The organism is Acinetobacter equi, from assembly GCF_001307195.1.
Lineage (GTDB): Bacteria > Pseudomonadota > Gammaproteobacteria > Pseudomonadales > Moraxellaceae > Acinetobacter > Acinetobacter equi.
Genome location: NZ_CP012808.1, coordinates 427,133 through 440,973 on the forward strand (window position 1 = coordinate 427,133; position 13,841 = coordinate 440,973).

14 protein-coding genes are annotated in these 13,841 nt (G+C 36.4%); 1 reads left to right on the forward strand and 13 read right to left on the reverse strand.

Annotated elements, in window-relative coordinates; translation table 11 throughout:
- Nucleotides 1-7: 7 nt before the first annotated feature.
- Genes hcaB through hcaE form a run of 4 tightly spaced genes read right to left on the reverse strand, consistent with a single transcriptional unit; the run spans nucleotide 8 to nucleotide 3,037 of the window.
- Nucleotides 8-826: a 3-phenylpropionate-dihydrodiol/cinnamic acid-dihydrodiol dehydrogenase gene (gene hcaB / locus AOY20_RS01935; RefSeq protein WP_054580315.1), complete on the reverse strand. Its 819-nt coding sequence runs from the start codon at nucleotides 824-826 to the stop codon at nucleotides 8-10.
- A gap of 2 nt (nucleotides 827-828) precedes the next feature.
- Complete coding sequence (gene hcaC / locus AOY20_RS01940; protein ID WP_054580316.1) at nucleotides 829-1,155, reverse strand: 3-phenylpropionate/cinnamic acid dioxygenase ferredoxin subunit; 327 nt, start codon at nucleotides 1,153-1,155, stop codon at nucleotides 829-831.
- A complete protein-coding gene (gene hcaF / locus AOY20_RS01945) occupies nucleotides 1,155-1,673 on the reverse strand; it encodes a 3-phenylpropionate/cinnamic acid dioxygenase subunit beta (RefSeq protein ID WP_054580317.1) in 519 nt (172 codons plus the stop codon). The genes hcaC and hcaF overlap by 1 nt, the downstream gene beginning before the upstream one ends.
- Nucleotides 1,670-3,037 (reverse strand): 3-phenylpropionate/cinnamic acid dioxygenase subunit alpha, encoded by a 1,368-nt coding sequence (hcaE, locus tag AOY20_RS01950; RefSeq protein ID WP_054580318.1) that lies wholly within the window; start codon nucleotides 3,035-3,037, stop codon nucleotides 1,670-1,672. The genes hcaF and hcaE overlap by 4 nt, the downstream gene beginning before the upstream one ends.
- A gap of 279 nt (nucleotides 3,038-3,316) precedes the next feature.
- Between hcaE and hcaR the strand changes: the two genes are divergently transcribed.
- Nucleotides 3,317-4,219, forward strand: a complete 903-nt coding sequence (gene hcaR, locus AOY20_RS01955) for a DNA-binding transcriptional regulator HcaR (RefSeq protein WP_054580319.1) — start codon at nucleotides 3,317-3,319, stop codon at nucleotides 4,217-4,219.
- Nucleotides 4,220-4,607: 388 nt separating this feature from the next.
- Here the strand turns inward: hcaR and AOY20_RS01960 are convergent, their stop codons facing one another.
- From AOY20_RS01960 to AOY20_RS01995, 9 genes are all read right to left on the reverse strand, one after another.
- Nucleotides 4,608-5,468, reverse strand: a complete 861-nt coding sequence (locus AOY20_RS01960; RefSeq protein WP_054580320.1) for an alpha/beta fold hydrolase — start codon at nucleotides 5,466-5,468, stop codon at nucleotides 4,608-4,610.
- A gap of 271 nt (nucleotides 5,469-5,739) precedes the next feature.
- On the reverse strand, nucleotides 5,740-6,981 hold the full coding sequence (locus AOY20_RS01965) for an OprD family outer membrane porin (RefSeq protein ID WP_054580321.1): 1,242 nt from the start codon (nucleotides 6,979-6,981) through the stop codon (nucleotides 5,740-5,742).
- A 315-nt stretch (nucleotides 6,982-7,296) separates the two neighbouring features.
- Nucleotides 7,297-7,626, reverse strand: coding sequence for an EamA family transporter (locus AOY20_RS14415; protein ID WP_227510372.1), 330 nt, complete (start codon nucleotides 7,624-7,626; stop codon nucleotides 7,297-7,299).
- 47 nt (nucleotides 7,627-7,673) lie between these two features.
- Nucleotides 7,674-8,144: an EamA family transporter gene (locus AOY20_RS01970; RefSeq protein WP_054580322.1), complete on the reverse strand. Its 471-nt coding sequence runs from the start codon at nucleotides 8,142-8,144 to the stop codon at nucleotides 7,674-7,676.
- Nucleotides 8,145-8,385: 241 nt separating this feature from the next.
- Entirely contained in the window at nucleotides 8,386-9,405 is a 1,020-nt protein-coding gene (gene dmpG / locus AOY20_RS01975) for a 4-hydroxy-2-oxovalerate aldolase (RefSeq protein ID WP_054580323.1), read from the reverse strand.
- Between the two features lie 11 nt (nucleotides 9,406-9,416).
- Complete coding sequence (locus AOY20_RS01980) at nucleotides 9,417-10,313, reverse strand: acetaldehyde dehydrogenase (acetylating) (RefSeq protein ID WP_054580324.1); 897 nt, start codon at nucleotides 10,311-10,313, stop codon at nucleotides 9,417-9,419.
- Between the two features lie 25 nt (nucleotides 10,314-10,338).
- The gene (locus tag AOY20_RS01985) at nucleotides 10,339-11,136 is read right to left on the reverse strand and encodes a fumarylacetoacetate hydrolase family protein (RefSeq protein ID WP_054580325.1); all 798 of its coding nucleotides are present in this window, start codon (nucleotides 11,134-11,136) and stop codon (nucleotides 10,339-10,341) included.
- 577 nt (nucleotides 11,137-11,713) lie between these two features.
- Nucleotides 11,714-12,373: an HAD family hydrolase gene (locus AOY20_RS01990; RefSeq protein ID WP_054580326.1), complete on the reverse strand. Its 660-nt coding sequence runs from the start codon at nucleotides 12,371-12,373 to the stop codon at nucleotides 11,714-11,716.
- 131 nt (nucleotides 12,374-12,504) lie between these two features.
- Nucleotides 12,505-13,467: an RluA family pseudouridine synthase gene (locus AOY20_RS01995; protein ID WP_054580327.1), complete on the reverse strand. Its 963-nt coding sequence runs from the start codon at nucleotides 13,465-13,467 to the stop codon at nucleotides 12,505-12,507.
- Nucleotides 13,468-13,841: the final 374 nt, after the last annotated feature.

Sequence of the window (13,841 nt, forward strand, 5' to 3'; positions counted from 1 at the left end):
TTTCAGCTTAAATTTCGTCAAAGAAACCAGCACGTGGTTGACGTAAACCACGAATACCCAAACCACATTCAGCATTAATTAAAACACCTGTAAGTGGGCGGTTATTTTGACGAGAAGCCAACAATACATATGAACCTGTCATATCTTCTGGTTCTGGTAAGAAATTGAGCGGCATACCACGAGCAATTTTCTCAGGATCACGAGCATCTAATAAACCAAGATTTTCTTGACCTAAAGAGGCTGCGCCTTTGATGTTTACATTCATACCTGATGGCGCAACTGCATTCACTCGTACTTTAGGCGCAAGCTCATAAGCAAGTTCTTTCATAATCCCTACACCAGCATGTTTAGATGCTGTGTATACAGGACCTCCGCCTGCCGAATACAAGGCAGAATTAGACAAAGTAAATATGATAGAACCTTCAGAAGCTATCAATGCATCTAATGCAGCTTTAGCACCAAGAATTAAAGACTTGGTGTTAATTCCCATAATTTCATCAAAAGCTTTATCGAGCTGTTCACCAGAGGTATTAACGATATCTGCATAATGATCCCAAATACCAGCATTACCCACAAAACAATCGAGCTTACCAAAACGTTCAACAGTTGCATTAACAGCACGGACATTGTCTTCATAGTTGGCAACATCACCAGCGATTGCAAGAATTTTGTCACCAAAGTGTTCTTTCAATGCATCAACTTTGGATTGTGAACGTTGAAGAACAGCAACTTGTGCACCCTCTTCTAAAAAACGCTCAACCAATGCCCAGCCTAAGCCCGAACCACCACCGGTAATTAATGCAACTTCGCCTTGTAGCCAACCCATGATTACTCTCCTGCCATTTCTACATATAAAGCACCATCTTCAAGCACTACTGGGAATGTTTGAATTGGATCTGTTGCTGGTAAACATAATGCTTGACCAGTTTTTAAACAAAAACGAGCCGAATGAAGTGGGCATTCAACAGTACCATCATCTTCAAGATAACCTTCAGACATTGAAGCATTACCATGTGAACAACGGTCATTCATAGCAAAAAATTCACCGCCATTATTGAATACTGCAAGCGCTTCGATACCATTAACGCCACAATCTACTTTCAATGCTTCGCCTTCGTCTAATTCATCAACTTGGCAAACAAAAATCTTATTCATTAGAAGAACACACTCAGGTTATGTGAGTTATACGTCACTTGATCAAGAATAATCTTACGGTTAAAGATTTGGAAACCTAGTCCACCTTCAACTTTACGAATCTTGTCATGACGCTTACCACAGTAAATCGTTACGTCTTTCTCTTTTTGCGTACGGTATAGGAGATACGTTACGTACACATCGTATTCACCGTCAACTTCAGTCGGCTCTACAATCACGTTTGATACCATGTGAGTTGTACGTGATGGAGGCTCTTCAGCCCAAGCCATGCCTGTTTCAAGACGAGCAACACGACGTTCTAAAAGATCTTTCGTATCGTTGAATACCCAAGTTGTAGGTGGTTCAACTGAACGACGACGGTCACGCGTTTGTGCGTTTGGTGTAGTACGTAATGTGTAAGAAATATCTTCGCTTAACGTATCTAACCAATCGCGGAATTTCCAGTCATCAAGAAGCTTTGCTTCTTGATATAAGAACTGACTAATTTGGTGATGAAGTTCTAAGCTGATTTGACTCATTTCATAAGCTCCTTCTCATATTCGTCAGCTGCTTTTTCTACATCTTCCCATTTCTCATGGATTAACAAGTCTGCCCAACGACGGTACATACCACGTGCTGCAGTTTCTGAGAAAATGTAGTTGGTAATACCAGGAATACCATCTTCACGAACTTTTTCGTTACCTTTACCCATTTCCATAATGAGTTTGTTTTGACGTGCTTTATAACCACGTAAAACTTTTTGAATCTCAATCCAGTTTTCAGAGTCATCTTGCTCTAAGAAACCAGCTGGACCAAATGCACGTGTTGCAGAACGCTCGAATGCTTCTTTTACTTCTTGTGATGCTTCAGCATCAGCAATACAGAATGCCCAAACTTCAGTTTTGTTTGGACCACGTGGATGCCATACGCGAAGTGTTGCAGTACCATTCAACCAAGACATCGTTGGGAACATAGTGTTATGACCCGCAAGACGAAGTGCACGAATTTCACCAAGACGTTCTTTAACTTCTTCATAAGTTTCACGGAAATAGTTTGCAACTTCACCATCAACCCATACGTTTGCATCTGGTTTTTCAGTAAAGAAGAATCCTGAACCATGACCACGTGAACCGTATTGAATTGCGTCTTTTGCAGTTTCCCATACAGGACGAGCTGTTTGCGCAGCACCTAATTTTTTAGAAGACTCATCATCAGGTTTTGCACCTAATACTTGAATCGCAGATGCGTGAGAGAACAAAGCGTGATATTGGTCAGAAGCGAACTGTTCAGCTGCAAATTTCCAGTTACAGTCGATTTCCCATTTATGAACACCACCAATAATTTCTGTACCACCTGGACGACGGTCAACCACACCATCTAAATACCAAGCAATATCACCCATGTATTCGATAAGATCAGGCGTTGTTTCATCCCAACAACCGAAGATTAAGCCTTTGTAAGACTCAACACGGTTCACTTCAACCAGCCCCCATTGCTCTTTGCAAGCACCGTGTGGGAATGCACGTTCTTCTAATGGAATATCTTTTAAAGAACCATCAATACCGTAAGACCAGCCATGGTATGGGCAAGTGAACGCACGTGTATTACCACAGTCTGCGAAACTCACACGCATAGAACGGTGACGACATTGGTTTAAAAATGCTTTGATTGAGCCATCTTTTTGACGTGCCACAATGATTGGATCTTCACCCATGTAGGTATTGAAGAAATCACCAGCCTTAGGAATTTGACTTTCATGGCAAAGGAACAACCATGTACGACCGAACACACGTTCGAGTTCTAATTCATAGATGTCTGGATCTGTATAAATAGATGGCGTAACACGACCATTTTGTGCATCGACTAAAGCGTCAATTTCGCGCACATCAATTTTTCCACTCATGAAAAGCTCTCCTGCGACCATCAATGGCACAAAGTAATAGACTCAACTTTTCATCGATAATGGATTTTGACTAGTTTTTGGTAAAATATTTATTTTGTTTTAATTAATATTAAAAACGAATAAATTTAATTAAATTTATTCAAATGATTTGACTACTATTTACCCAACACCATTTATTATCTAAATACTAGAATAACCTTCACCTATTGATTGTTTATAGATTATACTCAAAACTCTTACTATAAGACTTTTTTTGAATAAATCTTTGGACATGTTGATATGGAATTACGGCATCTAAGATACTTCATTACAGTTGCTGAAGAACTGAACTTCAGTAAAGCTGCATTGAAGCTTTATACGGCTCAACCCTCTCTAAGCCAACAAATCAAAGACTTAGAGGAAGATGTTGGGGTTAAATTACTGCATCGTACTAAGCGAAAAGTAGAGCTTACCGAAGAAGGTGCTGTATTCCTTGAACAAGCTCGATTGACGCTCGCACAAGCAGATAAAGCCGTTGCTATGGCACGTCAGGTCTCTCAAGCAAAGCAACAAATGCTACGCATTGGTTTTGTACCTGTTGTTGAAATGAAGATCTTTCCTTACGTTTTACCCAACCTTCGTGTTCACAGTTCTGATTTAAAAATTGAATTACTCAGCATGAATAATACTGAGCAAATGAAAGCACTTAAACGGGGTGATTTAGATATCACATTTACCCGTCAAAGTCTTGCTAGCGATGAGATTGAGAGCCAATTTGTTTTACGTGAACCCCTTATTTTCATACTTCCTAAAGATCATCCTTTAGCGAAATATGAACGCATTCCTGTTAAAGCATTAGATGGAATTGACTTCATTATTCCATCAATTGAGCAATCAACTACTTTGCATAATTTGATTTTAGATTTTGCCAAGAGCAATGATATTGAATTCAATATTGTACAAAAAGCAGACAACATTCTATTTAATATAAACTCTATTGGAATGGGCTTAGGCTGCACAATTTTACCTGGTTATATTGCTCCATTATCGATGAACAATACGGTAATTCGTCCCTTAAATATCGAACTTCCACAGTTAGACTTATACGTAAGTTACCGAAAAAATAGTAATTCTATAGCTGTCAGAAAATTTATTGAACTTTTAACACAAGTTTTTTACCTAGATTTTGATCGACAAGTCTAATTTTTTCAAAAAAAATTCTTTTTTACGATAGCACCATTATTTTTTTACTAAATAATGGTGCTATTTTTTATAACTAAAAACTCTAAGTCTTTTCACATTAATAGAAAAAAACTTTGTTTCCATTTTTTTATCAAATCGTCTTTTTTTTTAAACCTTATATTTTTCGTACTACTCAATCTAATTTAGATAAAATTTATGCTGTCTTACAACTTAAGTCTAATGATTTTTTTGATGGTTCAAGCACATTTAAATTGCTTAATATCTTATTAATAAAATAATTTCACATCATTATTGATAATGATACTCATTTATATATTTTTTGTATATAGCTTTCATAAAAAAAGGCAGCATTTGCTACCTTTTTTCTCAGAAACCAAACTGAATTAAATTATTTCACACCGTGAAATGCTAAATAGCTTTTAATCACAGCATTAAATTCTTCAGATTTTTCAACTTGAGACCAGTGACCACACTGACTGAAAATATGTGCATCAGCATGTGGAACCACATTCAAAATATCCCATGTACGTGATACTGGAATTACTACATCTTGAGTACCATGAATTAATAATACTGGAACAGTAATATCTTTCATTTTTTCAAAATCAAGAGGGAATTCAAAACGGTCACGGTCACGTGCGCCAACAACATCCATCAAACGGTTAGATGCATAGTCATTTGCAGCAGAAGCGAAACGCACTTTAACAAGCTCATCAGTAATTAAATCTTTATTTACTACGAACATAGAAAGCGTTTTCTTAATACCTTCTTCTGTAAGTACAGGATTTGCATGTGCTTTTAATGCAGCAGTTTGCTTCGCACCACCAGTACCCATTGAAACAATACCAAGAACACGATCTGGATAATCAAGTGCAAGTTGGAATGCTAGCCATCCACCAAGAGAGTTACCAACTAACCATGTTTTTTCAATACCTAAAGCATCTAATGTACGAATAGCATGATCTACCCAAGCACGGATACCATATGCAGTATTTGGTGCAACAACTGTTTGGCCATAACCAATCGTATCAATTGCGATACAACGTGCTTGCTCACCAATTTGAGGTAAATTCAACCACCAGTTTGCCGCAGCAGATACACCAGTACCTGAACCATGTAAAAATAAAATAGGTGTACCTTCACCAATTTCATGATAATGAGTTAACTCACCTTCAGCAGTTTCAATCCATTTATCTTCTAAACCAAAAAATGCATCTGTTGTATATTCAGGAATCTGAACCGTACTCATACCTACTCCTCGTATCGCCTTAATTTGCGCATCCCTAATGTAAGGCTTCGCATTCAGCTGACTGAAAAAATGATGTTTTACACTGCTATATTACCTGTTGATTTACCCTCAACTGATACAAATTTCCAATGATCTACTAGGAAAAATCTATAATTTAACTCATTGAAATAGAAGGTTTATTTTTAAATAGCAAGATTATTAATTCATTTTTAAATTTTGATATAAAAAGTGGCAATTTCAAAATTGCCACTTCATTTAAAATCACAATAAATTAGAACTTATAAGTGTATGTTGTTGCAATACGATACTCTTTTAAATCAGTTTTCCAGTCATAATTTGCATCAATATACATGCCTTGGATGCCTAATCCTTTTAACTGACCTTCAGGAATGGTGTAATTGATCACCACATTCCATTCATCTGACTTCTGATCCTTTAAATTTGCAACCTCTGCATCATAACCGGTGAAGTAAGTTACTGTTGAATTAAGACCTTTAGCACCTAGCTCTGAAAAATCATAACCATAAGTAAAGCCCCAAGATTTTTCTTTTGCATTGGTAAATGTTGCAACACCCCAGTTGACTAAATATGGTTGTGGCACCCAACCACCTAAAGTTGGAAATGCACTATCTCCCATCATTTGTTGATAACCTAAGGCAACCGTATGTGCTCCATGAACTACTTTGGCACTTAAAGAAACAGCTTGGTTATCTATACGACCATATAGGTCATTTGCCGATGCTGAATTATCAAAATAACGCGCATAGCTCATTAATTTTGTATTCTCAGCTAAATTTGTATTGTAGTTAACCCCAACATAATTTTGCTTATAGATATCCTCAACATTAGCAAACCAATAACTTGCACCTAATTCTTTGGTAAATTGATAGTCAATTCCCGCAATCCACATACCATCTGCTGCAGGACCATTATCATATTCACGTGGAGGATTAAACTTAGTTAGTTTTTCAAAACTATCATCATATCGATTATTAATTCTGTTGACATAAGCAAGTGTCAATTTTGTGTTTTTTACATCTTTAGATTCCAACCATGCACCGCTATAAGTTGTTAATAGCTGACGCGATGGATCAAAAACTAAAACAGGTGAAACGGGTAATAACTCGCCCACTTTTAATTCAGTCTGTGAAACTTTTGCTTTTAATGTGGCACCCACTTTACCAAACTGATCTTTTAACTTGCCATCTTTATATGGAAGTACCCAATCTGGATTGTCATGTAATTGTTTTAATTTAAAAGCATATTGTGCCAATAAATCTGCCCCAATTTGCACACCACCTAAATCATAATATCCAGATTTAGCATCTAGCGTGATTCCTTGTGACCAACTACCCCAGTTATTTTGAGGAAGATCATCATACTGACGATCTAAATAAAAGTTTCTGAGTTTAAGTTGAACTTGGCTATCGTCGATAAAATCTGCATAAGATGCAGTTGTTCCCAAAGTTGCTGTCGCAGCAAGAAGTGCTATCCATAATGTTTGACGACGCATGGCTAAATTCCCATTAATCAAATTAAGCTATAGCGCCATCATGCTTAACAATAGTCAGTTTAAAAATCCGACCTGAGTAGTAACCTTTTTTCTACACTACGACTTTTTTGAACTAATATTTTTTATACATCTCAATGTTAAGTGTTTTTAAATATAAGATATTTCTCATAAAAATCACCTTTCAAAAATAACCATATGTTATTTAAAGTAATATTATAAAAAAAACTTATTCCAACCTAATATTTATCGCTTTTAGCGTTAACCACTTTTTTAAGAACTTTTTTATATAATTTACTCTTATAAGAAAAAACTTCCTTAAGATTCATATTTCTTATTGTTGTTTTTTTCAAATAATTTAGATGTGTTATATAAAATAATTCCAACAGTACATAGCACTCCTGTAATCATCGTACTTAATGCAATTTGTTCACCTAAAAATAAATGTGCAAAAAGAATAATCGCAACAGGTACAAAAGCCATCATAGTAGATGCCCTCATCGCGCCTAATGATCTAATTAAATAACTCATAAAAAACAGAGCTATCAAATTTACAACAATTCCTTGATACACGGCTTGGAAAGCAATATTTTTTAAACTCGCATTGGTCAAATTGCTTGGTAAAAACATCCAAAAAGGTAAAAAAATAAAAAGTTAATGATTGGAACAAAAATCATAATAAGCTTAAGGTTAATCTACCAACGGTTGATTGCAACTGAATAAAAAGACATACAAGCCGATGATATTAAAAATAATAAAAAAGCCTCATAAGTAATACTTTTATAAGAGAGCAACAATAAACTTGAACCCACAATCATAAATATGGCAAAAATTTGGATTTTATTTATTTTTTCTCTGATCCAAATATAAATAATAATTGCAGACATAACTGGTAAAAAACCATTCACAATTAAACCAACATTAGCTGCATTAGATAATTTAAGTCCAATTAGGCTTGTGATTAAATAAAAACTTCCATAAAACAATGAGCATATAATGATAGAAAGTGAAAAAATTTTCTTTTTATCACTCCTGTTTAAAAATAGAAAAAAAGGGAAAACAATGACAGATGCAATAAAAAAACGAATGATGACAATATCCCATTCAGTTAAATCATTATGAATTCCATACTTAGAGACACCCCCATCCTGACCAAATACATACAACAATAATTCCTGAAAGAATGCCCAAAAGAACGCCTATTTTGTTAGATTCCATTTAAATTTATCCTTCTTATTTATCTCCATTCTATTTCTAATTTTTGCGATATTTATTTTTATTAATATTTTCTAAATAAACAAGCATTTCAAATAAACAATGTTTGTTGTTTTATTCTTTTAAATCTTTCTATCTTATATAAAAAAAGCACCCCTTTTAGGAATGCCTTTCTTAGCAATTTTTTATAAATTATGCTTGAAGTTCACGAGCTTTAGACATTGTTAATGCTAAGTCTTCGATCATGTCTTCCTGACCACCAACTGTACCACGGCGACCAAGTTCCATCAGAATTTCACGAGCAGAAACACCATATTTCGCTTCTGCACGTTTAGCAAATAACAAGAATGAAGAGTAAACACCTGCATAACCTAAAGTTGCTGCATCACGGTCAGCACGAATAGGATTATGCATCATTGGAATCACAAGATCTTCAGCAATATCTTGTACTTTGAACAAGTCAACGCCAGTGTCCATACCCATACGGTTAGCAACAGCAATGAAAAGTTCAAGCGGTGTATTACCTGCACCCGCACCAAGACCTGCAGATGCAAGATCGACACGTACCGCACCTGCTTGTACCGCAGCAACAGTATTTGAAACACCCATACCTAAGTTATGATGTCCGTGGAAACCGAGCTCAATACTTGGGTCTAAGTGTTGACGTAAGTGACCAACGCGGTCAAGTACGTCTTGAGGAAGCATGTAACCTGCTGAGTCTGTTACATAAATACAGTTTGCACCGTAAGACACCATCTTTTTCGCTTCTTCAAGCAATTTTTCAGGTGATGCCATGTGAGCAAGCATTAAGAAGCCCACTGTATCCATTTCTAACTTACGCGCAGCCGTAATATGCTGTTCAGAACAGTCTGCTTCTGTACAGTGTGTTGCAACACGAATTGTTGAAACACCAATTTCATGTGCCATTTTCAAATGGTCAACCGTACCAATACCAGGAAGAAGTAATGCAGATACTTTTGCATTTTTCATACGTGGCACAACAGCAGATAAGTATTCTTCGTCAGTTGCAGCAGCAAAACCATAGTTTACTGAAGAGCCACCAAGACCATCACCGTGTGTTACCTCAATTAAAGGAACACCAGCATCATCAAGTGCTGTTGAAATTGCAATCATTTGCTCAACAGTAGTTTGATGGCGCTGTGGATGCATACCATCACGTAAAGTCATATCATGAACAATAATCTTAGACATGAGGTTGCTCCTTAAGCTTCAGCTTTATTAAAAACGTGTTCTGCAAACATTTCTGCAGTACGTGCAGCTGCCGCAGTCATAATGTCGAGGTTACCTGCATATTTCGGCAAGAAGTCGCCCAAACCTTCCACTTCTAAGAAGATAGAAACACGGTTACCATCAAAAATTGGACCATTTACAAGTTTGTAACCTGGTACATATTTTTGAACTTCTTTAATCATTGCATGTACTGATTCAGTAATTGCCGCTTGATCTGGTTCACCTTCTACTAGGCAATGCACAGTATCACGCATCATTAATGGTGGCTCAGCAGGGTTAATGATGATGATTGCTTTACCTTGTTTCGCACCACCAACTTTCTCAATAGCGCCCGCAGTTGTACGTGTAAATTCATCAATATTTTTACGTGTACCTGGACCTACCGACTTCGTTGATACAGTTGCAATAATTTCACCATATTCAACAGGCTGAACACGAGAAACCGCAGCAACCATTGGAATTGTTGCCTGACCACCACAAGTTACCATGTTTACATTTGGCACTTCACCAGCAGCAAGTAATGCTTCAAGGTTTACAGGTGGTACGCAGAATGGACCAATTGCAGCAGGTGTTAAGTCAATCATTAACACGCCAAGTTCATTTAACTTGCGGCTGTTTTCAGCATGTACGTATGCAGAAGTTGCATCGAATGCAATTTTGATATCATCTTCTAAAACATGAGGAAGAAGACCATCAACACCTTCAGCAGTGGTTTTTAAACCCATTTTCGCAGCACGAGCCAAACCTTCAGAAGTAGGATCAATACCCACCATCCAAACTGGCTCTAACCATTCGCTACGTTGTAATTTGTAAAGTAAATCAGTACCAATATTACCTGGACCGATCATTGCACATTTAATCTTTTTCATGAACAACTTCTCTTAAAATCCGTTTTTATTCAGCAGCAAAAGTAGCAGTTACTGAACCGAAACCTTCAATTTCCACAACAAACTCATCGCCTGCATTTGCCACAACCATTGGACCTAATGCACCCGTTAAAATGATGTCACCAGCCAATAAAGGACGACCACGACGAACCATTTCATCTGCTAACCAAACAGCAGCATTCAATGGATTTGAAAGACATGCTTTACCAATACCTTGAGAAACAACTTCACCAGCACGTGTCATTGTCATTTTGCAATTTACAAGATCTAAGTTCTCAAGTTTTACTGGCTTAGAACCTAAAACATATGCTGCTGAAGATGCATTATCAGCAACAGTATCAATCAATGAAATTTTCCAATTTTCGATACGGCTATCAACGACTTCAACTGCAGGTAGTGCATATTCTGTTGCACTAATAATGTCTGCATAAGTATGTTTTTCTTGCGTTAAATCTTTATTAATAATGAGCGCAATTTCAGCTTCTACTTTAGGTTGAATCAATAATCCTGCTGGAATTGCTTCACCATCGCCAAATGCCATATCAGCAAATAGCATACCGAAGTCTGGAGAGCCCACACCTAATTGCTTTTGAACAGCAACAGACGTTAAACCAATTTTACGACCCACAAGACGACGACCTTCAGCAATCGCACGTTTAGTATTGGCTTCTTGAACGGCATAAGCGATATCTACGTCTGCACTTTCCCCACCCAATTGTGGGCGAATAGGCGCAATCGCATTTTTTGATAATTCAGCTTCTCTTAATGCTAAAGCAACTGATTCAACAACAGCAGAATTCGACATCGATGTTTCCTTAAACTGCAAAAATAGGACTTAACACATCATCTGTAAGGAGAGAGAGTTTGGGAATCATAATGTCTTTCCATCAGACCTTATGACGACCTATTACAGATGCGGTATAGATATTTACGAGCTTAGAATCATTTTTTTCGCACAGGAAGACCAATACATATTTTATTTATAACTATAGTTACAACCTATAATAAATTTCATATTAATTATTTAAAAACAACATCTTAATTTATTTTATTCACTTCAAAAAATAACTAAAGTAATATTTAAATTCAGCATTCAGACTAAAATACTTGGCTTATACGACTAAAAGATAAGAGCATCCTTTATAAATTGATCGCTTAAACTTCCACCTCAACTCTCAAATTAGATAATATTTAATAAAAACAATAACATAAAATATAAAATCACAGCCTTTTACTTTTTTTATTTTCTAGGTTTTCTTTAAATTTATTGTTAAAAAATATTAAGTTATCTAAAAACTATATGCTTTAAATTATTAAAGTCATAAAAAAGAGAAAGATATACTTTCTCTTTAATCTAATCGGACAATTAGATGTACATATTTTTACGAAGCAATAATATGTTGTTTTAAAAATTGATGTAAGTCGCTCACATTATCTGCAATATATAAAGGAGCAAATTGATTTAAAACAGCAGTACTATGTACACCATAAGAAACACCAATACGTGGCATTGCAATATTCTGGGCCATTTCTAAATCGTAAGAGGTATCTCCCACCATAATCGCTTGATCTGCATTTAGACCAGTTTCATTTAAAATTTCTTCAAGCATTAATGGGTCAGGCTTTGACTTTGTTTCACTGGCTGCACGCGTAACATCAAATAAATCTATACTTTGCGTTTGACCTAGTACACGATCTAAACCGCGACGGCTCTTTCCTGTGGCCACAGCTAATTTTATACCTTGCTCCTTCAAATCATGAAGCATAACTGCTACACCAGCAAACCAAATATCACCCTTAGAATTTTCAACATAATGATCGCCATAGCATTGTAAAATTGCATCATGTAATTCAGGAACGTTTGGAAATAAAATTTCTGCAACTTCAGGTAAACCCAAACCAATAATACTTTTTGCTGCCTCATCAGTTAAAGGCTGTTCGAAAGTTTGAGCTGCAAACTTTAAACTCTGAACAATTTGACCAACTGAATCAAATAAAGTGCCATCCCAATCAAAAATAATGAGCTTTATAGGTGATGTCATATATGAATTTCCTTGGTCATTCCATTTAACGAAGCTCTCAATTCATGAAATGAGTAGCAATGCTATATAAAAAATTATAATCGGGCGGATTTATCTAACCTCTCTCAAAGAAAGGTTAGATAAATTCAATTTTAATCTTCTGAAGTTGTTACAGGTTTATCCGCTTTTTGTGCACGAAGCTGTGCAACTAAACTTTGCATATCTTCAGGCAATGGAGCTTCTATCGTTTCATATCCTGGAATTTCAAGACGCATTGCATGTAAACACAAACGACGCGGCTTTGGACCACGGTATGCAGTTTCATGACCATATTTATCATCCCCAATCAAAGGATGACCAATACTTAAACCATGAACACGGATTTGATGCGTACGACCAGAAAGTGGCGAAGCATAAACCAATGATGCATGCATAAACCGTTCAGCAACATTCCATTGGGTTTTAGACTCTTTCCCCTCTTTAGATACACATACACGACGCTCACCATTCGCTAACTCATAACGATGTAATGGTGCATCAATCAGTTGCTTATCTAAAGCTACTTGTCCTTTTACAATTGCTGCATAAGTTTTTTTAATTTTATGCTCACGGAGTAAATCTTGAAGCGTTTTTAAAACACTCCGCTTCTTACTCACCATCACCAAGCCTGATGTATCTCGGTCAATACGATGAATAAGTTCTAAATATTTTTTTCCCGTTGCTGCACGTAAAGCTTCGATCAAGCCGTAAGCAACACCACTACCACCATGAACTGCTATTCCTGAAGGTTTATTAATCACTAATAAGCCTTCGTCTTCATATACAACTCTACTTAAAAGACTTTGAGCAACTTTATCTGAAACAGGAGCATCAGTTTCATCTTTTTGCTCGTAACGTATTGGTGCAACACGAATTTGATCACCAATTGCAAGCTTAGTTTCTGCTTTAATTCGTTTTTTATTTATACGAACTTGACCTTCACGAATGAGACGATAAATTCGACTTTTAGGCACACCTTTGAGACGTTTAAATAAAAAATTATCAATGCGCTGACCCGCTTGATGTTCATCCACTTCGAACCAAGTGACATTTTGCCATTCTTGTGTAGAATTCATACAGTTACTATGACCTAAAAAATACTGAATTTGATTAATAAATAAGCGGTTGATCTATACTTTTCACAAGAAACATTCGTTTAGCCCATAGGCAGATGATGCAAGGTTTGGTATAGTCAGCGCACGGAAACCATCGTATAAGAGTAAAATTGTTTTAATTCAGTTGATACTGAAATGAATAAAACAGTCAAAACCCTTACAGCGCATAGGTCCCAAAAGAATTATGCCGACGCCGAAGGCTTATTATATCGGCAAAACTGCAAGCTGTTACGTTTAATTGTACTTTAGGTACAGCCAGTTTGCTCAAAAAATATGTCGCCAACATATATGTTGGCTTTTAAACGTTAACTGATACACATCAGATTAGTCGCTCC

What these genes read in the sequence shown, in the direction of transcription:
- hcaE (WP_054580318.1), bottom strand. Translation starts at nt 3,037, where the DNA reads ATGAGTGGAAAAATTGATGTGCGCGAAATTGACGCTTTAGTCGATGCA.
- AOY20_RS01960 (WP_054580320.1), bottom strand. Translation starts at nt 5,468, where the DNA reads ATGAGTACGGTTCAGATTCCTGAATATACAACAGATGCATTTTTTGGT.
- hcaC (WP_054580316.1), bottom strand. Translation starts at nt 1,155, where the DNA reads ATGAATAAGATTTTTGTTTGCCAAGTTGATGAATTAGACGAAGGCGAA.
- hcaR (WP_054580319.1), top strand. Translation starts at nt 3,317, where the DNA reads ATGGAATTACGGCATCTAAGATACTTCATTACAGTTGCTGAAGAACTG.
- dmpG (WP_054580323.1), bottom strand. Translation starts at nt 9,405, where the DNA reads ATGTCTAAGATTATTGTTCATGATATGACTTTACGTGATGGTATGCAT.
- AOY20_RS01980 (WP_054580324.1), bottom strand. Translation starts at nt 10,313, where the DNA reads ATGAAAAAGATTAAATGTGCAATGATCGGTCCAGGTAATATTGGTACT.
- AOY20_RS01985 (WP_054580325.1), bottom strand. Translation starts at nt 11,136, where the DNA reads ATGTCGAATTCTGCTGTTGTTGAATCAGTTGCTTTAGCATTAAGAGAA.
- hcaB (WP_054580315.1), bottom strand. Translation starts at nt 826, where the DNA reads ATGGGTTGGCTACAAGGCGAAGTTGCATTAATTACCGGTGGTGGTTCG.
- AOY20_RS01990 (WP_054580326.1), bottom strand. Translation starts at nt 12,373, where the DNA reads ATGACATCACCTATAAAGCTCATTATTTTTGATTGGGATGGCACTTTA.
- AOY20_RS01995 (WP_054580327.1), bottom strand. Translation starts at nt 13,467, where the DNA reads ATGAATTCTACACAAGAATGGCAAAATGTCACTTGGTTCGAAGTGGAT.
- hcaF (WP_054580317.1), bottom strand. Translation starts at nt 1,673, where the DNA reads ATGAGTCAAATCAGCTTAGAACTTCATCACCAAATTAGTCAGTTCTTA.
- AOY20_RS01965 (WP_054580321.1), bottom strand. Translation starts at nt 6,981, where the DNA reads ATGCGTCGTCAAACATTATGGATAGCACTTCTTGCTGCGACAGCAACT.